The sequence below is a fragment of the Marinobacterium rhizophilum DSM 18822 genome (assembly GCF_000378045.1).
In the GTDB taxonomy this organism is placed as follows: domain Bacteria; phylum Pseudomonadota; class Gammaproteobacteria; order Pseudomonadales; family Balneatricaceae; genus Marinobacterium_A; species Marinobacterium_A rhizophilum.
Genome location: NZ_KB899099.1, coordinates 45,763 through 70,981 on the forward strand (window position 1 = coordinate 45,763; position 25,219 = coordinate 70,981).

At 61.2% G+C, this 25,219-nt stretch carries 19 protein-coding genes; 10 read left to right on the forward strand and 9 right to left on the reverse strand.

Annotated elements, in window-relative coordinates:
- The first annotated feature begins 109 nt into the window (after positions 1 to 109).
- The 5 genes from F451_RS0113035 to F451_RS25510 are packed head-to-tail and all read left to right on the forward strand — an operon-like array spanning position 110 to position 6,625.
- On the forward strand, positions 110 to 1,690 hold the full coding sequence (locus F451_RS0113035; protein ID WP_020681816.1) for a pyridoxal phosphate-dependent decarboxylase family protein: 1,581 nt from the start codon (positions 110 to 112) through the stop codon (positions 1,688 to 1,690).
- A complete protein-coding gene (locus F451_RS0113040) occupies positions 1,683 to 2,999 on the forward strand; it encodes a lysine N(6)-hydroxylase/L-ornithine N(5)-oxygenase family protein (protein ID WP_020681817.1) in 1,317 nt (438 codons plus the stop codon). Before F451_RS0113035 ends, F451_RS0113040 begins: the two co-directional genes overlap by 8 nt.
- Complete coding sequence (locus tag F451_RS0113045; protein WP_020681818.1) at positions 2,996 to 4,189, forward strand: MFS transporter; 1,194 nt, start codon at positions 2,996 to 2,998, stop codon at positions 4,187 to 4,189. Before F451_RS0113040 ends, F451_RS0113045 begins: the two co-directional genes overlap by 4 nt.
- Complete coding sequence (locus F451_RS0113050) at positions 4,182 to 4,784, forward strand: GNAT family N-acetyltransferase (protein WP_020681819.1); 603 nt, start codon at positions 4,182 to 4,184, stop codon at positions 4,782 to 4,784. Before F451_RS0113045 ends, F451_RS0113050 begins: the two co-directional genes overlap by 8 nt.
- The gene (locus tag F451_RS25510; protein WP_020681820.1) at positions 4,781 to 6,625 is read left to right on the forward strand and encodes an IucA/IucC family protein; all 1,845 of its coding nucleotides are present in this window, start codon (positions 4,781 to 4,783) and stop codon (positions 6,623 to 6,625) included. Before F451_RS0113050 ends, F451_RS25510 begins: the two co-directional genes overlap by 4 nt.
- Before the next feature lie 129 nt (positions 6,626 to 6,754).
- Here F451_RS25510 and etfB read toward each other — a convergent pair whose 3' ends face one another.
- The 7 genes from etfB to gbdR form a co-directional block, all read right to left on the reverse strand.
- The gene (gene etfB, locus F451_RS0113060) at positions 6,755 to 7,531 is read right to left on the reverse strand and encodes an electron transfer flavoprotein subunit beta (RefSeq protein WP_020681821.1); all 777 of its coding nucleotides are present in this window, start codon (positions 7,529 to 7,531) and stop codon (positions 6,755 to 6,757) included.
- A gap of 29 nt (positions 7,532 to 7,560) precedes the next feature.
- Positions 7,561 to 8,799, reverse strand: coding sequence for an electron transfer flavoprotein subunit alpha (gene etfA / locus F451_RS0113065; RefSeq protein WP_020681822.1), 1,239 nt, complete (start codon positions 8,797 to 8,799; stop codon positions 7,561 to 7,563).
- Positions 8,796 to 10,727, reverse strand: a complete 1,932-nt coding sequence (locus F451_RS0113070) for a (Fe-S)-binding protein (protein WP_156826478.1) — start codon at positions 10,725 to 10,727, stop codon at positions 8,796 to 8,798. Before F451_RS0113070 ends, etfA begins: the two co-directional genes overlap by 4 nt.
- Before the next feature lie 101 nt (positions 10,728 to 10,828).
- A complete protein-coding gene (dgcA, locus tag F451_RS0113075; protein ID WP_020681824.1) occupies positions 10,829 to 12,892 on the reverse strand; it encodes a dimethylglycine demethylation protein DgcA in 2,064 nt (687 codons plus the stop codon).
- Between the two features lie 134 nt (positions 12,893 to 13,026).
- Positions 13,027 to 13,560, reverse strand: a complete 534-nt coding sequence (locus F451_RS0113080) for a 4-vinyl reductase (protein WP_020681825.1) — start codon at positions 13,558 to 13,560, stop codon at positions 13,027 to 13,029.
- 83 nt (positions 13,561 to 13,643) lie between these two features.
- Complete coding sequence (locus F451_RS0113085; protein WP_020681826.1) at positions 13,644 to 14,621, reverse strand: dipeptidase; 978 nt, start codon at positions 14,619 to 14,621, stop codon at positions 13,644 to 13,646.
- Between the two features lie 335 nt (positions 14,622 to 14,956).
- The gene (gene gbdR, locus F451_RS0113090) at positions 14,957 to 16,093 is read right to left on the reverse strand and encodes a choline metabolism transcriptional regulator GbdR (RefSeq protein ID WP_020681827.1); all 1,137 of its coding nucleotides are present in this window, start codon (positions 16,091 to 16,093) and stop codon (positions 14,957 to 14,959) included.
- 434 nt (positions 16,094 to 16,527) lie between these two features.
- Here gbdR and F451_RS0113095 point away from each other — a divergent pair, with 434 nt between their 5' ends.
- Complete coding sequence (locus F451_RS0113095) at positions 16,528 to 17,445, forward strand: LysR family transcriptional regulator (RefSeq protein ID WP_020681828.1); 918 nt, start codon at positions 16,528 to 16,530, stop codon at positions 17,443 to 17,445.
- 497 nt (positions 17,446 to 17,942) lie between these two features.
- Here F451_RS0113095 and F451_RS0113100 read toward each other — a convergent pair whose 3' ends face one another.
- Entirely contained in the window at positions 17,943 to 19,319 is a 1,377-nt protein-coding gene (locus F451_RS0113100; protein ID WP_020681829.1) for an L-serine ammonia-lyase, read from the reverse strand.
- A gap of 378 nt (positions 19,320 to 19,697) precedes the next feature.
- Between F451_RS0113100 and fdhA the strand changes: the two genes are divergently transcribed.
- From fdhA to F451_RS0113125, 4 genes are all read left to right on the forward strand, one after another.
- Complete coding sequence (gene fdhA, locus F451_RS0113105; protein WP_020681830.1) at positions 19,698 to 20,894, forward strand: formaldehyde dehydrogenase, glutathione-independent; 1,197 nt, start codon at positions 19,698 to 19,700, stop codon at positions 20,892 to 20,894.
- 621 nt (positions 20,895 to 21,515) lie between these two features.
- Positions 21,516 to 21,794, forward strand: coding sequence for an ElaB/YgaM/YqjD family protein (locus tag F451_RS25515; RefSeq protein ID WP_169434513.1), 279 nt, complete (start codon positions 21,516 to 21,518; stop codon positions 21,792 to 21,794).
- A 3-nt stretch (positions 21,795 to 21,797) separates the two neighbouring features.
- Complete coding sequence (locus F451_RS0113120) at positions 21,798 to 22,217, forward strand: hypothetical protein (RefSeq protein ID WP_156826475.1); 420 nt, start codon at positions 21,798 to 21,800, stop codon at positions 22,215 to 22,217.
- A 277-nt stretch (positions 22,218 to 22,494) separates the two neighbouring features.
- A complete protein-coding gene (locus tag F451_RS0113125; RefSeq protein ID WP_020681834.1) occupies positions 22,495 to 23,637 on the forward strand; it encodes an AI-2E family transporter in 1,143 nt (380 codons plus the stop codon).
- 222 nt (positions 23,638 to 23,859) lie between these two features.
- Here F451_RS0113125 and F451_RS0113130 read toward each other — a convergent pair whose 3' ends face one another.
- A complete protein-coding gene (locus F451_RS0113130; RefSeq protein WP_020681835.1) occupies positions 23,860 to 25,134 on the reverse strand; it encodes a cation:proton antiporter in 1,275 nt (424 codons plus the stop codon).
- Positions 25,135 to 25,219: the final 85 nt, after the last annotated feature.

Below are 25,219 nucleotides of genomic sequence, written 5' to 3' on the forward strand. Positions count from 1 at the left end.
AACATGCAAGAATAATAATCGTTCGCATTCGCATTATCAATCTTATTTATGTCGCTACCCGGCGACGAGCGAATGCAACGGCCCGTTACTCGACTACAAGGACCATGGAATGACAGAGGAAGCCTTCGCACTCGCGCCCGTCGACACCCCCCCGACTGTTCGGCCGCTACGCCCTGAAGCCCGGGACACCCTGCTCACCCCGCACAACCTGTCACGCTACGAAACCGCCATGCAGCAAGGGATCGGTCTCGTTCGCCGCACCCTTCAGGACAGGAGCGGGCCCTTCACCGGGATCCTGCCGCACGAACTGGCAACGGCGTTCCAGGATATCGATCTGGACCAGTGCCACGAGGATCTCGACGCCGCCCTGACGGAAGTCGAACGGCTGTACCTGCGCGACGCTGTCCACTTCGACCACCCCCGCTACGTCGCCCACCTCAACTGCCCCGTCGCCATTCCGGCGTTGCTGGGCGAGCTGATCCTGTCGGCGATCAATACCTCGGTGGACACCTGGGACCAGAGCGCCGGGGCCACCTTCATCGAGCAGAAGCTGCTCGACTGGAGTGCGGCGAAGATCGGCCTGGGCGATCTGGCGGACGGCATTTTCACCAGTGGCGGCACCCAGTCCAACCTGATGGCCCTGTTGCTGGCGCGGGATCGCTTCTGCGCCGCACGACAGAACCACCTCAACAAGCAGCACGGGCTGCCGGAAAGCTTCAACAGGCTGCGCATTTTCACCTCCGAACTCAGCCACTTCAGCGTGCAGAAAGCCGCCGCCATCCTGGGACTGGGGTACGACGCGGTGGTTCCGGTCCCCTGCGACCGCTACTTCCGCATGGACAGTATCGCGTTGCAGCAGCAGATTGACGATTGCCGCGACCAGGGCCTGCAGCCCATGGCGGTGGTGGCGACCGCCGGCACCACGGACTTCGGCAGCATCGATCCACTGCCCGAGATCGCCGCCATCTGTCGCCGCCATGACCTCTGGCTGCACGCCGATGCCGCCTATGGCTGCGGCCTGCTGGTGTCACCCAAATACCGGCACTGGCTGGCCGGTATCGAGCAGGCGGATTCGGTCACCCTGGACTACCACAAGTCGTTCCTGCAGCCGGTCAGTTGCAGCGCCCTGCTGGTGCGCGACAAGCAGCACCTGTCGGCGGTGACCTACTACGCCGAATACCTGAACCCGCTCAGTCAGCTGCAGGAGGGCACCCCCAACCTGGTCAACAAGAGTATGCAAACCACACGCCGCTTTGATGCCCTCAAGCTCTGGCTGACGCTGCGCACCCTGGGCGCCCGGGGCATCGGCGAGGCCTTCGACCAGGTCATTCACCTGACCCGCCAGGCCTACCTCCTGCTGCTCTCCGAGCCCGGTATCGAGGTGCTGCACCAGCCCCGCCTCAGCACCCTGGTGTTCCGCTACAACCCGCGGCCCGGCAGCTCTTGCGAGGAGGTTGATGCCGCCAACGCGGCAATCCGCAAATCGCTGTCGCGCTCGGGCGAGGCGGTGATTGCCGGTACTCGGGTGGGGAGCCGGCAGTATCTCAAGTTCACGCTGCTGAACCCGGCCACCGCCATCGGCGATATCCAGGCCGTGGTGAAACTGATTCGCCGGCACGGCGATGCCTGGTTCAGCGTCCGGGAAAATCAGCAACAGCCTGTTCAAACAAAGGAGCACACCGATGTCTGAGAAGATCTATGACTTTGCCTCGATCGGAATAGGCCCGTTCAACCTCGGCCTGGCCTGCCTGACGGCGCCGATCGAGGGGCTCGAGGGCATCTTTCTGGACCGCAACGACGGTTTTGACTGGCACCCGGGGATGATGCTTGACGGCGCCCGCCTGCAGACACCCTTCATGGCTGATCTCGTCACCCTGGCCGATCCCACCAGTCCCTTCAGTCTGTTGAACTACCTCAAGCAGCAGGGCCGGCTGTACCCGTTTTATATCCGCGAAAGTTTTTTCCTGCTGCGCGAGGAATACAACCGCTACTGCCAGTGGGCCGTGGCGCGGCTGCCCAACCTGCGATTCGGCACCGAGGTGGAGCGCATCGACTACGACAGCGCTGCCAACGCCTACCGGCTCCATACCCGGGCATCGAAAAACGGCGCCGCCGGCCTGATCCGCGCCCGCAAGCTGGTGCTCGGTACCGGCCCGTCGCCGCATATACCCGATTGTTGCGAACCGCTGCCCGCCGGCGTCATCCATTCATCCGCCTACCTTGAGAACCGGGACGACCTGCTCGGCACCGGCTCCATCACCGTGCTGGGCAGCGGCCAGAGCGCGGCCGAAATATTCCAGGACCTGCTGCAGCAAGGCGGCGGACACGGCTTCGACCTCAGCTGGATCACCCGCTCTCCCCGCTACTTCCCGCTGGAATACACCAAGCTGACACTGGAGATGACCTCGCCCGAGTACGTCGACTATTTCCACAGCCTGCCGCCCGCGCAGCGGGCACAGCTCAACCGAACCCAGAAGCAGCTGTACAAGGGTATCAACAGCGACCTGATCAACGACATCTACGATGAACTCTATGCCCGGCAGCTGCGGCAGGATCTTCGCGTTAACCTCCATACCAACGCGGCGCTGACGCGACTCTCGCACTCGACCGACGGCCTGGAGCTTGAACTCCACCAGCAGGAGCAGGACCGGCACTACCGTCACCGTAGCGAGCGGCTGATCCTGGCGACCGGCTACAGCTGGCGCGCCCCGGCCTATCTCGACGGCATCGCGACGCGTATCCGCTGGGACGACGCGGGACGTTACGACGCCCGCCGGGATTACAGCATCGACCGATCCGGTGGCGAGATCTTCGTGCAGAATGCGGAACTGCACACCCACGGCTTGTCCACCCCGGACCTGGGCATGGCCTGCTACCGCAACTCCTGCATCATCCGCTCGCTGACCGGAGTCGAGCATTACCCGGTCGAACAGTCGATCGCCTTCCAGCAGTTCGCCGCGCCGGCACCGGCGACGTTCGAGCGGCAGGCCTGTCGATGAAGCGGGGCCTGAAAGCCTGGTTGATCGGCATGACACTGGTCGCGGTGATCAGCGACTCGATGCTGATCCCTTTCTATCCGCAGTTCTTCGCCGATGTCTACGGTATCGACGAGCCGCAGGCGGTCGGTCTTTACCTGGCCGCCGTCTGCCTGGCTGTGATGTTGAGCTATCCGCTCTGGGCACGGCTGTCACGCCGGGTGCCGGCGCTGTGCCTGCTGATTCCGACCCAGGCGGCAGCCGGCGTGCTGAGCCTGTTGTGCTACGGCGCCGATACCATCATGGGTTTCTGGATACTGTCGCTGGCGATGGTGGCATTCAAGGGCAGCTACCTGCTGATCTATCCGCTGATCATGCGCCTCGAGTCGCCCGAGCGGCACGGCAACACCATTGGCCTGCTGTCTGTCGTGGTGCACTTCGGCGCCATCTTCGGTGCACTGGCCGGCGGCTTCGTGCTGCAGCTGCTGGAGCCGCGCCAGGCATTCATGATCATGACCGGCGGCGATTTCATCCAGATGCTCGTCTGCATCGTGCTGGTCCGCGCCGGGTATGCAGCGCCCGTCAAAGGGGACGCGGCAGCGCCTGTGGCCCCACGCAGCAGCCGCTTCATCTACCGGTTGACGCTGGTGATGCTGCTGTTTTATTTCAGCGCCTTTCTGATCCGGCCCTTCTTCGCCCGCTACTGGGAGATGATCTCGACGTTCGATGGCGAGATCCTCTCAGGCCTGGTGTTCGCCATTCCGGCGGCGATCGCCCTCCTCGGGTTGCGCTATAACCGCCACCGCGGCGCCCCGAGTGCACTGGCCGCAGCGCTGCTGCCGGGTATCGCCGGGCTTGTGCTGCAGGCCTCGCAACAGGAAGTGCTGGTACTGCTCGGACGCGGCCTGTTCGGCTGGTCGCTGTTCCAGGTAACGGTACGGCTCGACCTGCTGCTGTTCGAACGCAGCTCGCCCGAGGCCTACGCCACCGACTTCAGCCGCATCCAGGTGGCTCAGAGCCTGGGTGTGCTGCTCGCCTCCTGGGGCGCCGGTGCGCTGGTTGACCGTTTCGGTCTGCAGCTGCCGTTCTGGATCGCAGCCGGTGGCCTGGTGGTGACCCTGCTGCTGTCGAAACACCTGCTGCGTGCCGGGCCCGATGCCGCGCCCGCCACTCTGCTCAACTCAACGTCAGTCACAAGGAGCGAAAATGCCTGACACCAGACTCCATTTCGTCAAAACCGTGCAGGGCCTGGGGCGTTTCGAACTGTTCCGGCTGCGCATTCCCGAAGACATCGCCTTGCTCCACCGCTGGATGACGCTCCCCTATGCCCACTTCTGGGGGCTGCAGGGCGCGAGCGCGGACGAGGTCGAAGCCGAATACCGCACGCTCGCCACCCGGTCCAACATTTTTCTCGGCTACCGCAACGGCGAACCGGCTTTCCTGCTGGAGCGCTATGACCCGCGTCTCGAACCGGTAGGCCGGCACTACGCGGTCGCAGACGGCGACTGTGGCATGCATATCCTGCTGTCGCCGCCGGATCGCCCCGTCGCCGGTTTCAGCTGGGCCGTATTCAGCCTGGTAATGGAGTTCCTGTTCAGCGACGAACAGGTTTGTCGCGTCGTCGTCGAGCCCGACATGCACAACGATCGCATTCACAGGCTGAACCGCCGGGCCGGCTTTGAATATGACCGTTTCATCGAACTGCCGGGCAAGACCGCGCACCTCGCCTTCTGTACCCGCGAGCAGTACCGCCGCGCACTGCGGCTTCCCAACCCAATATGCAAACGCAAAGGACTTACGACAGCATGACCACCCCGCTCTCAACGGCACCACAACAGGCCGTCGCTCATCTCGAACCGGCGCTATGGACCCGCGTCAACCGCCTGCACATCCGCAAGTCGATCGCGGAACTGTCACACGAACGGCTTATCGCGCCGACTCTCGAGTCCGCGCAGGGGGACTGGGGACATTACCGGCTGACAACGGACACTGCGGCCATCGAGTACCGGTTCCGCGCCCGGCTGCTGGCGCTCGATCACTGGGCGATCGACACCGCATCCATCGAAAAGCGTGTCGACGGTACGTCCACCGAGCTGGACGCCCTGGCCTTCATCATCGAACACCGGGAACGGCTCGGCATTGCCGACGATGTGCTGCCAACTTACCTGGAGGAGATCGCCAGCACCCTTTACGGCAGTGCCTGGAAACACCTGCGTCCAGGGCTCGGCAGCGAGGCACTCGTTGACGCCGACTTCCAGACACTTGAAGGTGCCATGATGGAAGGGCATCCCTGCTTTCTCGCCAACAACGGCCGCATCGGCTTCGATACCCTGGACTACCGTGCCTACACGCCGGAAGCTGCCGCACCGATCCGGCTGATCTGGGTCGCGGCTTATCGCAGCAAGACGGTATTTGCCTCGTTGCGCGCGCTGCCCTACCGGACCCTGCTCGAGGAAGAATTGGGGGCGGACACCCTCAGCACCTTTGACCGGCAGCTCGAGACGCTCGGGCTGGATCCTGCGGACTATGTGCTGATGCCGGTACACCCCTGGCAGTGGTACAACAAGCTGGCGTCGGTATTCGCGGCCGATATCGCCCGCCGCGACCTGGTCTGCCTCGGCGAGGCGGAGGACCACTACCAGGCGCAGCAGTCGATCCGCACCTTTTTCAACCGCAGCCAGCCCCACAAACGCTACGTCAAGACCGCGCTGTCGATCCTCAACATGGGTTTCATGCGCGGGCTGTCACCCTATTACATGAGCACTACGCCGGCGATCAACGACTGGATCCACGCCCTGGTCGAACAGGATCCCTGGCTCGCCGCCAAAGGCTTCTCGATACTGCGCGAGGTGGCGGCCGTGGGCTATCGCAACGCCCACTTCGAGGCCGCAATCGCGGGCGACAGCCCCTACAAGAAAATGCTGTCGGCGCTTTGGCGCGAAAGCCCGCTGCCGCAGCTCGGCAACGACCAGCGGCTCATGACCATGGCGGCGCTGCTGCACATCGACGCCGACGGCAAGGCCTTCCTGGCAGCGTTGATCAACCGTGCCGGCCTCAATGCCGAAACCTGGCTGCAGCGCTACCTCGACGCCTACCTGAGCCCGCTGCTGCATTGCTTCTATGCCCATGACCTGGTGTTCATGCCCCACGGCGAGAACCTGATCCTGGTACTGGAAAACAACGTGCCGGTAAGGGCCATCATGAAGGACATCGCCGAGGAATCGGCCATCATGAACACCGAGGTGGTGCTGTCTGAGAAGGTGCAGCGGTTGTCCGTCGAGGTGCCGGAACAGCTGAAGGTACTGTCGATTTTTACCGACGTCTTCGACTGTTTCTTCCGCTTCCTCGGCCAGGTCCTGGTCGAGCAATGCGACGTTCCGCAAGAGGCCTTCTGGCGCCTGGTGGCCGACAGCATCATCGACTACCAGCAGGCGCACCCGGAACTGGCGGACAAGTTCGACCGCTACGACCTGTTTGCGGACGAGTTCACCCTGTCCTGCCTCAACCGGTTGCAGCTGGGCAACAACCGGCAGATGATCGACCTGGCAGACCCGGCCAGGAACCTCAAGTTCGCCGGCACCCTGCGCAACCCGATCGCGCAGTTCCGCCCCGCACAACCTGGGCCGCCCGTCAGAGCCGCGAACGGTTAAGCGTTAACCGGCGCCAGCGTCCGGCAACGTCGAGTGCCGGTTAATGAAATGAACCGCGCGCCATAAAAAAAGAGCCAGGGCGGCAGCCCTGGCTCTTGTCGATTTCGTCCAAAAACGCTTGGCAGGCTGTTAGCGCAGCACGCCTTCTTCGAGCAGCAGGTCGAAAATCGCCTGCGCCTGCTCCGTCGGCGGCTGATCCTTGATAATGCGACCACCCGTTCCCTGGGACTTGGCGGTGGCGGCCTTGAAACGCTCGGCAGCCGTCGTGGCCTTGACCTTCTTGAGGCGCTTGGGCCGCTTGCGGGCCGGTGCTTCCTTGAACTGGGCACGTTCGCTGTCCGGCGTTTCAACCCAGGGCAGTGACTCCAGCTCCGCACGACGCCCCGGCCCAAAAGCGCTCTGACGAGCAACCTGGGCGGCCATGTCAACGCTCGCCACGAAGGGCAGACGTACCTGAATGGCACGACGCTGTCCGCGCGGCAGCGCCTGCAGGATCTGCGCTTCACCGTTCTCGATGCTGACGATATCGGCAATGCGTGTTACCAGCGGCCAGCCCAGCTTTTCGGCCAGCAGATAGGGCGCCATGCCGGATGACTCGCCGCTTTCAGCGCGCACCCCGGTCAACACCACATCCGCGCGATGCTCCGCCAGGTAGTCACCCAGGGCCACCACCGCATCTGCTTGCGGCGACTGTTGCAGCACCCGCAGGCTTTTGAGCCCCATGCCGGCATACTGGCGCAGGGTTTCCTCTGCGGCGTCCCCGGCGTGCAGCACCTGCACGTTGTCACCTGCCAGGCGCATGCCCAGCTCTACGGCGCGCGCATCCTGCTCGGCACGACGCGCACGACCCGACTTGGGGTGCTGCCCGATGGACACCAGGGCAACGATGTTGAGATCAGATGTCATGTGCGACCCTCCCGTTGCGGTCTGTCTGTTCAGGCTGCATTTTCAGCCGCTCCGTGCCGGTATTCCCGGGCCAGTTCGATCAGGTGTGCCAGCACCGCCTGACTATCGCCAATCACGCTCAGATCAGCGCGCTTGACCATGTCACAGCCGGCATCCAGGTTAATGGCCACCACCTTGTCGCACTGTCCAATCCCCTGCATGTGCTGAATCGCACCGGAGATTCCCACCGCCAGGTAGACCCGCGCGGTAACCCAGGTACCGGATGCACCCACCTGGCGTGGACGGGGCATAAAGCCATCGTCCACCACCACGCGGCTGGCGCCTTCGGTCGCCCCCAGCAGCTCGGCGGCCTGGTGGAACTGATCCCAGTCGCGAATACCGTTGCCGGCGGACAGGATAAACTCGGCCTCGGCCAGCGGAATCGCATTGGGATCCACCGCCACCTGGCCACAATCCCTGATACGTACCAGGCTCGGTGCAATACTGTCCAGTTCCACGGCCAGCGCCTCATGGCGCCGCTCATCAACAGGCTCGGCGCACTCTTCGGCCAGCAACAGCAGGCGTGGTGTGGCGCGGGTAATATCGCTGCTCCCGCCCGCACCGCGGCACAGGGTCTGCTGCGTATCCACCTGCCAGGCCTGAGTCGCCGGGCGCTCGCCCAGGCGCGCCGCCAGGCGGCAGCCCAGTTCATTGCCGCCATTGATGCTGTCGGGGAACAGCCAGTAGCGCGGGGTGAACCTGCGCTCAACTTCGACCAGCGCCGCCAGGCGCTGCTCCGGGCTGTAGCCTTCGTATTCGCTACCTTCCAGGTGCAGCAGGCGATCGACGCCCGCCAGGCCAAAGCCCTCTTCCTTGCACTCGCCAAATACCACGGCAAGCACCGCACCGTTACCTTCCAGGCCATTCACCAGCTTGTGGGCCTGGCCGAGCACATCCTTGTCGTGACTGCCCAGGCGGCCACCCACCAGGTCCAGCACGGTGACAACGTAGAAATCGGGCGCTTCCACCACATGCAGCGGCAACTCAACGGCCTGGGCACTCTTGGCCGCACCCCGGCGTCCGCCCGCCGCGGCATTGCTGCCACCCGAGCGGTCGATACGCTTGATGCCATTGGGGCCGATAAAGCCGACCCCATGGGGGTTCTTGCGCAGCAAACCGGAAGGCCCGCGCACTTCGCCTGCAGGCGCCGTCATGGCCGCGTGCAGCGGGTGCAGACGGTTACGGGCGATCCACTCGGCACGGGGGTCTCTGCGTATCAGATCACTCATGACAGCACCTCCTCAGCGACTGCGGCTCTGGCCGCCGGTGCGCCTTCGATCAGCGCTTCGGACACCAGCTCAGCAATATCCTTGATCTGCGGCCGTGGCTCCACAACGCCTTCAAGCATCGCAGTACACTGCTGACAACCCACGGCCACCAGTTCTGCCCCCACCGCGCGCGCATCTTCCATGCGCATGTCTGCGATACGGTGCTCACCGGGAATATCGGTGATCGGTGCGCCGCCACCGCCGCCACAGCAGCGACTGCGGAAACCGGACCTTTCCATCTCGGCCAGTTCGATACCCAGTGCCTTGAGCAGGTCGCGGGGTGAGTCGTACTCGCCGTTATAGCGTCCCAGGTAGCAGGGATCATGATAGGTCACGGTGCCGCCCTTGAACGTATCCAGCTGCAGACGACCCAGCTGTACCAGCTCATTGATAAAGGTGGTGTGATGCAGCACCTCGTAATGTCCACCCAAATCGCCGTACTCGTTCTTGAGCACATGAAACGCATGGGGGTCGGTGGTCACAATGCGCTTGAAGCGGTATTTGTTCAGTACTGCGATGTTGCGCTTGGCCAGGCTCTGGAAGGTGGCATCGTCACCCAGTCGGCGAGCCACATCACCGCTATCACGCTCTTCATCGCCCAGTACGGCAAAGTCGACACCCGCCGCCTTGAGTACCTTGACGAAGGCGCGCAGGATGCGCTGGCTGCGCATGTCAAAGGCACCATCGGAAACCCAGAACAGCACGTCAGCCTCTTTCACATCGGACATCAGCGGCAGGTTCTGATCCGCCGCCCAGTTCATGCGCCCGCCCGGATCGAAGCCGTTGGGGTTGTCGGTGGCGATCAAGTTTTCCAGCACCTCGGCACCCTTGTTGGGGGTGTTGCCCTTTTCCATGGTCAGGAAGCGGCGCATGTCGACGATGGCGTCGACGTGCTCGATCATCATCGGGCATTCTTCAACACAGGCACGACAGGTGGTGCAGGACCAGAGCGTATCCGGGTTCACCAGGCCTTCAGTGATGGTCTGGCCCGGGCCGCCCACGGCATGGCCCAGCTCAACGCCGGGATAGGGGCTGCCGGCAAACTTGGCATCGCTGCCACCGGCCAGGCCGATAACCATGTCCTGAATCAGCTTTTTCGGGTTCAGCGGCTGACCGGCGGCAAAGGCCGGGCACATGGCTTCACACTTGCCACACTGTACACAGGCATCAAAGCCCAGCAGCTGATTCCATTTGAAATCAGTCGGCTTTTCCACACCCAGCACACGGGCCTGCAGATCGACCGGCTTGAGCCCGGTAGAACGGCCGCCGTTGAAGCGCTCTGGACGACGGTGAAATGCCAGGTGCAGCGCGCCGGCGAAAGCGTGCTTCATCGGCCCGCCCCAGGTCATGCCGAATACCAGCTCGCTCAGGCCCCAGGCCACGCCCACCAGCAGAATCAGCGCCAGCACCCAGCCACCGAAGTCTTCGGGCAAAATGCCCGCTGCCGGCAGCGTCAGGATAAAGAAGCTGGCAGAGAACATCAGCAGGCTTTTGGGCAGCCGCATCCAGGGGCCTTTGGACAGGCGCGATGGCGGGTTAAGCCGGCGCCGGAAGACAAAGACCGCACCGGTGAACATCAGCACGGAAGACGCCAGCAGCGCCCAGGCCAGCCAGCGGCTTTCCAGTCCGAACAGGTGCACCAGCACGATCAGCAGCATGGACAGTACGAAACCGCCGGCCGTCGCCACGTGGGTGTTGGACATGTACTTGTCGCGCTCGACCACATGGTGCAGATCCACCAGGTAGCGACGCGGCATGGCCATCAGGCCGGCAATAAGATTGACCGAATCGGGCTGGCCGGCGCGCCACAGGTTGACGCGCTTGATGGCGCCGGCCAGTGCCAGCACCAGCGCAGCCGAAATCAGAACAGGGAGTAACCAGTCGAGGATCATGCGTCACCCTCACCAAAAAAGGGTGCGACAGGCCAGGCCCGTCGCAGAGTTAGGGTAGCTAACACGGCGGGTGGCCGGGCAATGCCCGGCCGGCCGTATTAAAGGTCTTTGCACAGACGCAGGGCGTCGTAGATGGCGGCGTGGACGTTGCGCTGCGATACGCAATCCCCCAGACGCCACAGGATCATGCCCTCGCCGGCTTCAGACAGCACCGGCTGCGCCTGGCCTGCGAACAGGGTTTCATTGTCGATCTGACCCTTGTTGCGCGAACCGGCCTTGAGCTCGTAGTACAGTTCTTCGTTGGGACGGGTACCGTTCTCGATCACCACCTGATCCACCACGCGCTCTTCCTGGGCACCGGTGTACTCGTTCTCAAGTACCGCGACCAGTTTATCGCCTTCGCGGTAAACCTTCTCCAGCAGCATGTCGGAGCTCATGATGACTTCCTTCTCGTACAGGCTGCGGTAGTAAGTCGGGAAGGTGGTACCACCAATACCGACACCCGGCTTGATATCATCGGTCACCAGCTCGACCAGCGAGCCCTTGGAACTCAGGTAGTCGGCAGCCGACATACCGGAGAATTCGCAGATGGTGTCGTAAATCAGCACGTTCTTGCCGGGCTCTACGGTGCCATTGAGAATGTCCCAGGTGGATACGCACAGCCCATCGGCTGCGCCCCAGTGCGGGTTCTGATCCAAGAACGGACGGCCGCCGGTGGCCAGAATCACCACATCGGCTTTCAGGTCCTTGATCATGTCGGCATTGGCCGATGTTCCCAGACGCAGATCCACGCCCAGACGTTCGACTTCCATGGCCAACCAGCGGGTGATACCGGCCATCTGGTCACGCTGCGGCGCCTTGGCAGCAATCGTGACCTGCCCGCCGAGCTCGTCCGCCCGCTCGATCAGGGTCACGGCATGGCCGCGCTCCGCCGCCACACGGGCCGCTTCAAGCCCGCCAGGGCCACCGCCCACAACAACCACCTTGCGTTTGGGGCCGGTGGTCTTCTCGATGATGTGCGGCATGCCGCTGTATTCGCGCGAGGTCGCAGCGTTCTGGATGCACAGCACGTCCAGACCCATGTACTGGCGGTCGATGCAGTAGTTGGCACCCACGCACTGGCGGATCTGATCCACCTGGTTCGCCTTGACCTTGGCAATGAAATGCGGATCGGCGATGTGTGCCCGGGTCATGCCGACAAAGTCGACGTAACCGGCTTCCAGAATGCGCTTGGCCTGGTTCGGGTCCTTGATGTTCTGGGCGTGAATGACCGGAACGCTGACCACTTCCTTGATGCCGGCCGCCAGGTGCAGGAAGGGCTCCGGCGGGTAGCTCATGTTCGGAATCACGTTGGCCAGGGTATTGTGGGTATCGCAGCCCGAACCCACCACGCCGAAGTAGTCCAGCAGACCGGTGGCATCGTAGTAGGCGGCGATCTGTTTCATGTCGTCATGGTTCAGACCATCGGGATGGAACTCGTCGCCGGTGATGCGCATGCCCACCGCGAAATCACGGCCCACCGCCTCACGCACGGCCTTCAGTACTTCCATGCCGAAACGCATGCGATTCTCAAAGGTGCCGCCCCACTGGTCGGTACGCTTGTTGACACGCGGCGACCAGAACTGGTCGATCATGTGCTGGTGCACGGCGGACAGCTCAACGCCGTCCAGGCCACCTTCCTTGGCACGCACGGCGGCCGTGGCGAAGTCGCCGATGATGCGCCAGATCTCTTCCTCTTCGATGGTCTTGCAGGTGGCGCGGTGTACCGGCTCACGGATGCCGGAGGGCGACATCAGGTTAACCCAGTTTTCACCGTCCCAGCGCGAACGACGCCCCATGTGCGTGATCTGAATCATGATCTTGCCGCCATGCTTGTGCACGGCATCGGCCAGATTCTGGAAGTGGGGAATGATGCGGTCAGTCGACAGGTTGACCGAACTCCACCAGCTCTGCGGGCTGTCGATAGAAACGACACTGGACCCGCCGCAGATGCACAGACCACAGCCACCCTTGGCTTTCTCTTCGTAATATTTAACGTAGCGGTCGGTTGTCATGCCGCCGTCGGTGGCATAAACCTCAGCGTGGGCGGTACTGACCACACGGTTGCGAATAGTCAGCTGATTGATTTTCAGCGGCTGGAACAGCACGTCGTACTGGGACATGGCGACACCCCGTAACTCTTATGGATAACCGGGGCCTGCGGCACCGGTATTGTCTCGGAAATCTGACACACAGCAATGCTGTGGCAATAAAACCGGCGCAGTGTGCGCCGGCCTGGTCTAGTCTAGTCTGGCGATCAGCTCAGCGGGCGGACTTCGAAGATGCCGTAATCACAGCCTTCTTCTGCAGCGCACTGGGTCTGTACCGCAACAGTGCGCACGGGATACCCCAGGCTCTCTGCGATCTGATCCATGGCACCGGCAAACCAGCCCGTGAACATGTAATCAACTTTGCGGTTTACCTTGCCATACTGGTAGACAAAGGCTGAGTTTTCCAGCCGTACGCGGGCCGTACCCTTTTCCAGGTCCAGTTCTTCGGTAATGAAGAAGCCCCAACCGCGCTGGGACAGACGCTTCATGTAATGCTCGAATACCGCGGCGCCAGACAGGCCATGAGCCTCGGCTTCTTTCTCGCACCAATAGTAGGCAGACTTGTATCCGGCCTTGTAGAGGATGTCGGCGTAACGTTCAGCACCGATCTCTTCTTCAATAGCCATGTGGTTATTGACGAAAAAGTGGCGCGGTACATACAGCATTGGCAGCGCATCTGTAACCCAGACGCCGGTTTCATCATCAACCTGGATCGGCATTTCCGGTGCATGTACACCCATGTTCGTATCTCCCAAAATTCTTTAATCAGTAACGGCGTGCCGTCTTATTATTCAGTAAGCCAAGTCAGGGTCGACAGGGCGTCTTATTCGCCCCAGACATCGCCCAGCACGCGAACCCAGTTTTCACCCATGATCTTGCGCACAGAGGCTTCATCGAAGCCACGGCGCAGCAAGGTTTCAGTCAGGTTGCCAAATTCACCCACGGTGCGAATGCCTTCCGGGTTGATGATCTTGCCAAAGCGGGTCAGGCGACGGGCGTAACCCTTGTCATGGGTCAGCATTTCAAAAAATGCCTGGTCGTGACCCTGGGTAAAGTCGGTACCGATACCTACCTGATCGATGCCGGCGATGTTGACCACGTATTCGATGGCCTCGGCGTAGTCGTCGATGGTGGACTCAATACCTTTCTTCAGGAAGGGCGCAAACATGGTCACACCGATGAAGCCGCCGTGATCGGCGATGAACTTCAGCTCTTCGTCAGACTTGTTACGCGGGTGATCCTTGAGCCCGGACGGCAGGCAGTGGGAGTAGCACACCGGCTTTTTGGATTCCAGAATGACTTCTTCGGAGGTCTTGCTGCCAACGTGGGACAGGTCGCACATGACGCCAACACGGTTCATCTCCGCCACGATTTCGCGACCGAAATCAGACAGTCCGCCGTCACGCTCGTAGCAGCCGGTGCCGACCAGGTTCTGGGTGTTGTAGCACATCTGCACGACGCCAACGCCGAGCTTCTTGAATACCTCGACGTAGCCAATCTTGTCTTCGTAGGCGTGGGCGTTCTGGAAACCGTAGATGATACCGGTCTTGCCTTCTTCCTTGGCACGCTGAATGTCGCGAACGCTGTGCACCGGGCGCAGCAGGTCGCTGTTCGCGGTGATCAGCTGGTTCATCTCAACGATGTTGTTGACCGTATTCTGAAAGCCTTCCCAGATCGACACGGTGCAGTTGGCTGCTGTCAGGCCGCCCTTCTTCATGTCTTCGAACAGCTCACGGTTCCACTTGGCGATAATCAGACCGTCGATAACGATCGAGTCCTGATGCAGTTCAGCTGCGTTCATCGGTTCCCCCAAAAATTCAGATGCCCGCAGTTCACGCCGCAGGAGTTCGTTCAGCTAGCGGCCCGAAACGCAGTGCAATAACAGCCACAGCGAAGAGCAGCAATGGAGCCAGTCTAGTCCTTAGCCGCCCGGCCAAAGATACTAAAAACGACCCGCTGATTGCTAAAAGCGCCAGACGCAAAAAAAATGCCGCAGAGCCAGTAACGACGCAGGTTTCGACGCCTACAACCGCCCCCTGGAAGCGAACAGAAAGGAATAAAGGACTGTTCTTAAAACGACAAACCCCGGCGCGAAGGCCGGGGCTAGTTACGGGACAGTCTGACAAGAGCAGAATCCTACTGCAGCGTCACCGAGCCATAGCTAGGTTCAGACTGTGCTTCGGTCAGCGCGGTCAGGGCTGTGGACGAAAGCACGCCACCCGCGCCACCGAACACCACCCCCAGGGTACGGGACATCGGATCCATCAATGCTTCGTCATTGCGAGCCACACGCATGCCCATGCGCTCCTCGCGCGGCGGAATACCGATGTGTTCGCGGTAGCACTTGCTGAAGTGAGGTGTCGATACGAAGCCGCAGGCCGAGGCCACCTCGATAATCGACATCGAGGTCTGCTTCAGCAGCTGGCGCGCCTTGGTCAGGCGCAGCTTGAGGTAATAGCGCGACGGCGAACACTGCAGGTACTTCTGGAACAGTCGCTCCAGCTGGCGTCGCGACAGGCCAACATAGCAGGCCAGCTGATCCAGCTCGATGGCTTCTTCCAGGTTGGCTTCCATCAGCGACACCACTTCCACCAGCTTGGGCTGAGTCGTGCCCAGCACATGGCGCAACGGAATACGCTGGTGATCGGTTTCATTGCGAATACGGTCGCAGATAAACATTTCGGAGATCGCCGCCGACAGCTGGTAACCGTGCTCCTGCTTGATCATGTTCAGCATCATGTCCATCGGGACGGTTCCACCGCTGCTGGTCATGCGCTCGCGGCCGACCGAGAACAGGCGATTGGTGCAGTTCACCTTGGGAAAGGCTTCCTGCAGGGACGCGATACATTCCCAGTGAGCACTGCAGTCATGGCCGTTCATCAGGCCGGCATCCGCCAGCGCATAGGCACCGGTGCAGATACCGCCGAGCTTGCGCCCCTTGCGACCCATGGACTGCAGCCAGGACAGCTCGCGTTTGCTGTAGCTGCGGGTTATGTTGACACCGCCGGCCACGATGATGGTGTCCAGCTCCAAAGGATCGGTCATGGCACCATCCGGGGTAATCTTTATGCCATCGCTGGCGCAGACCGGCTCGCCGTCTTCGGTCAGGGTATACCAGTTGTAGAGCTCCTGGCCGCTGAGCTGATTAGCCATGCGCAGGGGCTCAATCGCGGATGCCAGCGAGACCATCGTGAAGTTTTTCAGTAGCAGAAATCCGATGTTGCGGCTTTTAGGCTCAGCAGCGGCGCGGGTACCCGGGACAGGATCTTTCATCATTGGCTCCTTCAGCAACGCGTCCAATTACGTCGGCTGCTGAATTATGGCTAGCAATTGCTATGCCAGTTTTTATTATAATCACAGCCTCTGTCCAGTACACCGGGCGGCGCCTGTCATGCGGGCTCTGTATGTTTTGTATCCGCGCATACGGCTTAGGGATGCGCAGTTTGCGGCCGATGAGGCTTAGACACCGACTGCCTTCCGCAGCGACACTGCAGAAGGTGCTGACTCTAGTCGTTTTTGAGACAATAGGAAGCCATAAATATCACCTATACTGCAAATCATTGTTGCAGCTGAACAAGGCAAATAAAAACTGTTATATTTTATCGACTTGAAAGAGAATCGGCGGCCGCCAAAAAAACCGGCAGCTTGCACGCTACAGCAACACTCACCCTCCACTACGCACCACAAAAGAGCAAAGGCAGCCCTCCATGCATCGCTGGGAAAGTATTGAAGCCTTCATCGAGGTCGCCCGCCTTGGAAGCCTGTCGGCAGCCGCCACCAAGCTGCGCGTTTCCAGTTCACATATCAGCCGCCTGCTGAGCCACCTGGAGCAACGCCTGAATACCCAGCTATTGGTGCGCACCACAAGGCGCGTCACCCTGACTGAATCGGGCCAGTGGTTCTTTGAGCAGAGCCAGATACTGGCCGACGGTTTCACCGACGCCGAACAGCAGATCACCAGCTTCAGCAACGAGCCCCACGGCCTGCTGCGTGTCAGCTGCGGCTCCATATTCGGCGAACGCTACATAGGCCCGATGCTGACCGACTTTATGCAGCAGCAACCGCGCCTGAGCCTGGAACTGAACCTGACCAACCGCTCTGTCGACCTGATCAATGAAGGTTACGATCTGGCCATTCGCCTGGGCGTACTGAAAGACTCCAATCTGGTGGCCCGCCGCCTCAGCGACCGACGCGAATACGTAGTCGCAACACCCGATTATTTCGCTGCCAAAGGCACACCACTGAGCCTGTCTGAGCTGGCACAACACAACTGCCTTCGCGGATCCAACACCAACTGGGGTTTCTGTATCGAGGGCGAGCGCAAGGAGTTTCGCGCCAAGGGCAACTGGCACGCAAACTCCGGCGTGCTGGTTCTGCGGGCCGCACTGCAGGGCCTGGGTGTGGCCTGTTTGCCGGACTATATCGTCCAGCCGCATCTGAACAGCGGCACCCTGGTCAGTGTACTGGATGAGCTGCGCTGCCAGGACAACGCAGTGTGGGCGGTGTACCCGCGCAGCCGGCACCTGTCCCCCAAGGTACGCCACTGTATCGACTACCTGGTGGAAGCTTTCGAGAATCCCGACTGGCGCAACCTGGACCGGCTGCAGATCACACCGGGCAGCTGATAGGCCCAGACCTCACACAACCCGCTGCCTATACCTGCACCTATCACCAAAAGTGCACCACTGTATCGAACACCCGACAGGAGCCTTCGAGAATCCCGACTGGCGCAACCTGGACCGGCTGCAGATCACACCGGGCAGCTGATAGACCCGGCTACATCCAGATCCCATGCAGCCAGTACTCATACCTGCACCTATCACCAAAAGTGCACCACTGTATCGAACACCCGACAGGAGCCTTCGAGAATCCGGACAGACGCAGCATTTACCCGTAGGAGTGGTGCCCCGCCACCAATGACCGAATGCCAGCATCATTCGCCGCGAGGAAGCGCCCATGGGGTACACAGAACGTACGCACTGAAAAGAAAGCAGCAAGCCATAAGCACAATGGCGGTTCGACCATCCGCGGGAGCCCGGTCTGCGGGCGAACTTTTTCAGGTCGACAATGACAACCTTCACATTCGCCCACTGAGCGGGCTCCCACGTTTATCATCCCAGCATCAACACTCGATGGCGTTGACCGCCAGACCGCCGCGGGACGTTTCCTTGTACTTGTCCTGCATGTCGCGGCCGGTTTCCAGCATGGTGCGAATAACCTTGTCCAGCGAGATGAAGTGCTCACCGTCGCCGCGCAACGCCATCTGGGTGGCGTTGATCGACTTCATGGCGGCAATGGCATTACGTTCGATGCAGGGTACCTGCACCAGGCCACCCACAGGGTCGCAGGTCAGGCCGAGATTGTGCTCCAGGGCGATCTCAGCGGCGTTCTCCACCTGCTCAGGGGTACCGCCCATCACTTCGGTCAGACCCGCCGATGCCATGGCACTGGCAGACCCCACCTCACCCTGGCAGCCCACTTCGGCACCGGAAATAGAAGCATTTTTCTTGCACAGGGTACCGACGGCGGCAGCCGCCAGCAGGAAGTCCACCACATCGTTATCGGTCGCCTGCTCCTTGAAGCGCATGTAGTACATCAGCACTGCCGGGATAATGCCCGCCGCGCCATTGGTCGGCGCCGTCACCATGCGCCCACCCGCTGCGTTTTCTTCGTTGACGGCCAGCGCATAGAGGTTGACCCAGTCCATCGCGCCCAGCGTCGAACTGATCACATTGGGCGCAGAAGCCTTGTTCAGCGAACGATACAGGCCTGCGGCGCGGCGACGTACATTGAGACCGCCCGGCAGTATGCCCTCCTGCAACAATCCCTTGCTGACGCAATCCTGCATGGCCTGCCAGATCTGCATCAATCCGGCACGGGTTTCTTCTTCAGGGCGCCAGACCTTTTCGTTTTCCATCATCAGCTCGCTGATGCGCAGACCGTGGGTTTTGCACAGGCGCAGCAGCTCAGCGGCATTGTTGAACTCGTAAGGCAGGCTGACCTGATGCACCGCCGGTTCACCAGCCTGCGCTTCCTTCTCGTCAATCACGAAGCCACCACCCACCGAGTAATAGGTGTTGCTGAACAGCTCCTGGTCACCGCAATAGGCGCTCAGGCGCATGGCATTGGGATGATAAGGCAGGCATTCTTCAAGCAGCTGCATGTCGCGCTGCCAGTCAAAGGCCACAACCTTTTTACCCATCAGCATCAGCTCACCGGTGTTTTTCAACGCATCGACGGTGGGATCGATGATATCCGGATCGATACTGGCCGGGCGCAGCCCCATCAGCCCCATGATCACGGCCTTGTCGGTACCGTGACCAACGCCGGTTGCGCTCAGCGAGCCGAACAGCTCAACCTTCAGACGCGTCACGTCCGGAATCAGCGCCATGCCCTCGAGGTGCGCCGCAAACTCGGCCGCCGCGCTCATGGGCCCCACGGTATGAGAACTTGAAGGGCCGACCCCGATCTTGAACAAATCAAATACGCTGATACCCATGATGCCTCCGGCAGAGCTGTCGATATTCTGAAGTGAAGCAGGTACTGATGCGCATCGCGCGCCGCCGTGGTACGACAAGCCAGGCGATACTGACAGCCCTGTTCACAATCCACCGATTATCAGGCTTTCGGCCCGGAAGCACTTGTCAGGTTGCGACCTTTATCTAACTACAAATACGCATGCAAGAACGTTAAGTCGCCCGCATGTCTCAATTAGATATGCGGGCGACTTATACAGATACATAGCATCCCGCCTGAAGCACTAGGGTAGCAGTATGGATTTCAGGGGTTGCTGCAACACATCTATTGCCATCAGAGGCAGCAACACAGAGCCCCGTCCATACCGGCTAAGCCATAAAAATTAGAAGGAGTGTTGTCAATGAGCAGCAACGCAAACCGCGGCGTCGTTTACAAAGGCGCCGGCAAAGTCGCCGTCGAATCCATCGCCTACCCAGAACTGGCCATTGGCAACCGCAAATGCGATCACGGCGTCATTCTGAAAGTCGTCACCACCAATATCTGCGGCAGTGACCAGCACATGGTACGCGGACGCACCACCGCCGAAGAAGGCCTGGTACTGGGTCACGAAATCACCGGCATCGTGGTGGAGTGTGGCCGCGACGTTGAATTTATCAAACAGGGCGACCTGGTTTCCGTGCCGTTCAACATTGCCTGCGGCCGCTGCCGCAGCTGCAAGGAAGGCAAAACCGGCATCTGCCTCAATGTGAACCCTGCGCGCCCGGGTGCCGCTTATGGTTACGTTGACATGGGTGGCTGGGTCGGCGGTCAGGCCGAATACGTCATGGTGCCCTACGCTGACTTCAACCTGCTGAAATTCCCGGATGCCGACCAGGCGATGGAAAAGATCCGCGATCTGACCCTGCTGTCCGACATCTTTCCCACGGGCTTCCACGGCTGTGTTACCGCGGGTGTTGGTCCTGGCTCCACCGTTTACATTGCCGGCGCCGGCCCCGTAGGTCTGGCAGCCGCTGTATCCGCGCATCTGCTGGGTGCGGCCTGCGTCATCGTTGGCGACATGGTTGAAGACCGCCTGGCCCAGGCCCGCAGCTTCGGCTGCGAAACCATCGACCTGACCCAGGAAGGCGATATGGCTGACAAGATCGAGGCCATCCTTGGCGAGCGTGAAGTCGATGCCTTCGTTGACTGCGTCGGCTTTGAAGCCCATGCCTGTGGTTGCAACCACGGCAAGGAAGCGCCGGCCACGGTACTGAACTCCGCCATGAGCCTGACCCGCGCCGGCGGCCAGATCGGTATTCCGGGCCTGTACGTCACCGAAGATCCCGGTGCCGTGGATGATGCCGCCAAGCAGGGTGCCCTGAGCATGCGCTTCGGCCTGGGCTGGGCCAAGTCCCACTCCTTCCATACCGGCCAGTGCCCGGTGATGAAGTACCACCGCCCGCTGATGCAGGCCATCCTGTTCAACAAGGTGAAGATTGCCGACGCGGTCAACGTGGAAGTCATCACCCTGGATCAGGCACCGAACGGTTACGCCGAATTCGACGGCGGCGCAGCGAAGAAATACGTTATCGATCCGCACGGAACCGTTGCGGCCTGAGACGCTCAGAGCCAAAAGGGCAAGGTGAGAGGCACAGGGGAAGATCGCGGCTACAGGACGTAACTACGATCCCCCTTTATTACCTCGAATCGGCCCGCCGATCAGCAGCGATGCCGGGTACGACGACGGCGCAGCGAACAACACCCTCATCGATCCGCACGGTACGGTGGCGTGCCTCAATAACACCCAACAGATAGCCGGTCGGATGCTGAAACGCCCCTTTCGTGAGAAAGGGGCGTTTTTTTATGCTGTTATCGCCGCCGATTATCTTATCGCAAGCCCGCGGCCGAGCCATGCAAGGCGGTGACCGGCGTCCTGCGATAAAGAACACTATCGACAGAATGAAGCACACCACAACAGTATCCAGGAGATGTTTGATGTCGTACCCGCATCGAACACACCGCACGACGGCGTCGTCAGTTTGCATGGCCAGGCAACAGTGAGGTCGACCAAGAGCTGGCCTTTGGCGAATCCTGCAGGGTCAAGGGATGAAATCAGTCACTTCGCGGCTCACCACCGGCCGCTGATCTGAACTACAGTGATTAGGGTGGCGCACTGGACCCGGTGCCAGAATGTGCTGCTGAACCCTGCATTCGCCGGATTATGAGGATGGAAAACACCATGAACAAGCCGAATCCTGCGGACAGCGAAGCATCCGTTCAGGAAAGTGAAACCCTGTCCCGGCGGGTCGCCGACGACCTGCATGAGCGCATCGAACAGGCTGCTAAAGTGGGTGAAGAACTTGAGCACGGGCTGCACGAGCGCGGTGAACAGTTAACCGACAAGAGCCGCGACATGAATACTAAGCTCACGCAGATTGTCCGCGATAACCCCTGGGCGGTGGTGGGCGGCTCCGTGGCGTTGGGTATCCTGATCGGCGTGCTGACGAGACGCCGTTAAGGCATGAAACAGTCAATGCACGCCGCCCCGCCGGACGCAGCCGATTCCGCCGCGCCCGAAACGTTGTCACTGATAGAAGCGGCGGCCGGCGTTTTTGCCACCACACGCCAGCACCTTGCCCAACTGCTCACACTGCTCACGCTGGAGGCCCGCTACGCCGGCCTGATGCTGGGCATGACCCTGGCGATGGCGCTTATTGGTGCCCTGGCGGCATTCAGCGCCTGGGGTCTGTTGCTGGCTGCTGCACTGGCGGGGCTGCTGGCACTGGGCTGGAGCTGGAGCCTGGCGCTGAGCAGCCTGGCTTTGGCCAACGCTATGCTGGCGCTGCTCTCGCTGTGGCTGATGCGCCGCGCACTGACGCGCATCGGCCTTGAGAGTACCCGGCGGGCACTGGGACTGGACCTGCGCAATGATGCCGACTAGAGCGCAGCTGCGTCGTCAGGAGCAGCAGGTACTCCAGGCGCGGCGGCAGGCGCAACGGGCACGGGAACAGTTGCGTCAATCGATCCGCGCAGGGGCAACTTCAGCACCCGGTCTGATTGCGGGGTTTGTCCTTGGATTAAGCATTGGCCGCTCAGTAGCTGCCCCCCCCAGCGACGGCAATGGATCTGCTCGTCTCCTTCAACTATTGCGTTTTCTGCTGCCGTTGCTGCGTCTGTTTTGAACGCGATAGCGACGCCCGGACGGTACGAGGACAGACATGACAGCTTCCGACAAGCCGCTCCCGGACCCCGCCACGACCCGGGACAATGCCGGGGACAATGGGAACGCCGATCCGGGCATCCCAGCCACCGCCCGGGGCGAAACGGGCTGGAGCCGGATCGAGACCCGGCTGCTGATAGGCCTGACCCTGCTGGCGGTGGTCTATACCCTGGCGCTGGCTCAGCTATTGCTGGTCCCAATCGCCCTGGCGTTGCTATTGAGCCTGGTGCTGGCCCCGGTCATGCGCTGGCTGGCGCTGTTACGGATCCCCCGGCCGCTGAGTGCGGCCGTCATCGTGCTGCTACTGCTGTCCGGACTCAATTATGGCGTGTCGCAATCCGTCGACCCGGTCAGCGACTGGTTCGAACGGGCGCCCAAGTTGCTCAAACAGCTTGAACGCAAGATCAACCCGATCAAGAAAACCGTCGAAGACATGAGCAAGGCCGCCGACCAGGTCGACCGCATCGCTTCTGTCAACCCGGCCCAGACCGTCGAGGTGAAAGGCATCAGCTTTTCCAAGATGCTGTATGCCAACGCCCGCGAACTGGCAACCGGCGCCGTCACGACAACCCTGCTGCTGTATTTCATTCTCTCCTGGGGACAGCTGATGATTATGCGCATCAGCCACTTGCAGAACAGGGAGGGCCGCCGCAACCAGTTTATCGAGCTTTCCTTGACCCTCGAGGCGGAGATTTCCAAATATCTGTCCTGCATCACCCTGATCAATTTCGGCCTTGGCTGCATCGTTGCCGCCGCCCTGTACCTGTTCGGCATGCCCAATCCCCTGCTCTGGGGTGCCGTGGCTGGCCTGCTGAACTTTATCCCCTATCTCGGCGGGCTGGTCACCGCACTGTTGCTCGGCGCAACCGCGCTGCTGACCTTTGACGGCCTCGCCCTACCCGCCATGGTGGTGGCTACCTTTACCCTGTTAAACATTATCGAAGGGCAGATTGTCACCCCTCTGGTACTGGGTCAGCGCCTGGCCCTCAATCCCCTGATGGTCTTCCTCAGCGTCCTTTTCTGGTTCTGGCTCTGGGGTGTGGCCGGCGCCCTGATGGCGGTTCCGATGCTGATCACGCTCAAGCTGATCGGTGACCGGGTAGAAGCGCTGCGGCCTATTGCAGTGATCGCCCAGCGCTGACCGCCCTGAAGCACCGGCCCCCCGGCGCACCTGTCTGTAGAGCAACTGCCTGTAGAGTACCTGTCTGTTGTTCGGCTTTGCCCTCAGCCTTGTCGCAGGATGCACTACGATCACGGGGTGGGAAACGGCGCCGCAAGAATCCAGGCCTGGCGGCAACACCCTGTGCGACGGCGGCCAAAAGAGAGCCACGGGAATCGTTTCCTGTGCTGGATCTGGAAGCACCTATTCGCGGGAACGGCGCCAGAATTTGCGCATCATCGGCTTGACGCTGACGCCGTGCACCAGAATCGACAGCGTAACCACCACCAGCGTCAGGTGAATCAGCTCGACAGCCAGCTCCTCGCCGATGCCGTGCTCGATAGCGTACATCAGGTAGTAGAGCGAGCCAATGCCACGCACACCGAACCAGGACGTCAGACTGCGTATTCGCCACGGGGTCCGGCTGCCAGCCAGACCCGCCATCACACTCAGGGGCCGGGCGACGGTAAACAGGAACAATGCCAGTCCCGTGGCTCGCCAGCTCCAGGAATCGAGAAACAGCATGCCGCCGACCAGCAGGATCAGCACCAGCTCGGATAGCCGTTCGAGATGCTCCTTGAACACCAGCGAGCCGGCACTGACACGCGCCGACGCAGACTCGACAGGCACCTCTGGTATCGCCAGCGTCTGATCCCGCTCCGCGTCTGCGAATTTCAATTCGGTCTGGCGCAATGCCACGGCCGCAACGAAAACCGCCAGGAAGCCCCAGGCACTGATGCACAGACAAATGCCATACACCAATCCGATCAAGCCCAGGCCCAGAAAATCATTCAGCAACTCGACATGCCGCCCGCTGCGGCGCACATGGAGGCCGATGCGGGCGAGCCCCCAGCCGGCCACCCCACCCACAACGATCGCCGCGGCCGTGGCCCAGAGCACATCCACCAGCCACCAGCGCTGCCCTAATATCCCCAGGTCATGGAGCCCGAGCAGGCCCAGACCCAGCATGACGAACGGGAAGGCGCTGCCATCATTCATCCCCGCCTCACAGGTCAGGGTAAAGCGCAGCCGGTCGCGATCGTCGGCGTGACGAATCTGCACTTCGGTTGCCAGCACGGGATCGGTCGGCGCCAGGATGGCACCCAGTAGCACGGCCGCCCCCAACGATAACCCTAAAACGTAATAGCCAAACCCGGCCACCAGCGCCACGGTCACCGTCATGGATACAAATGCCAGCAGCACCGGCGCGCGCCAGCGCGCCAAGGTCACCGGCACCGGCATTTTTACGCCGGCGGAAAACAGCGAAATCAGCACCACCACTTCGGTGAGCACCTCAAGCAGGGCCGATTGTTCCAGCGGGTTGAAATGAAAAAGTCCGAATCCGGTTGGCCCCACCAGCAGACCCACGGACAGATACAGCATCGCCGAGGTCACTGCAAAACGTTTGATCAGCGGGGTTGTCAGCCCCATGGCGAGCATTAGCGCGCCGACAAGTACAAACCAGCCGGCGCTATTCATGGTGGTGGATCAAGACCTTTCGGACGCAGACAGCGTTATCGGTAAAAGGGCGGGGCGTTTTCATCCGTGGCATCCTGTATCAGAA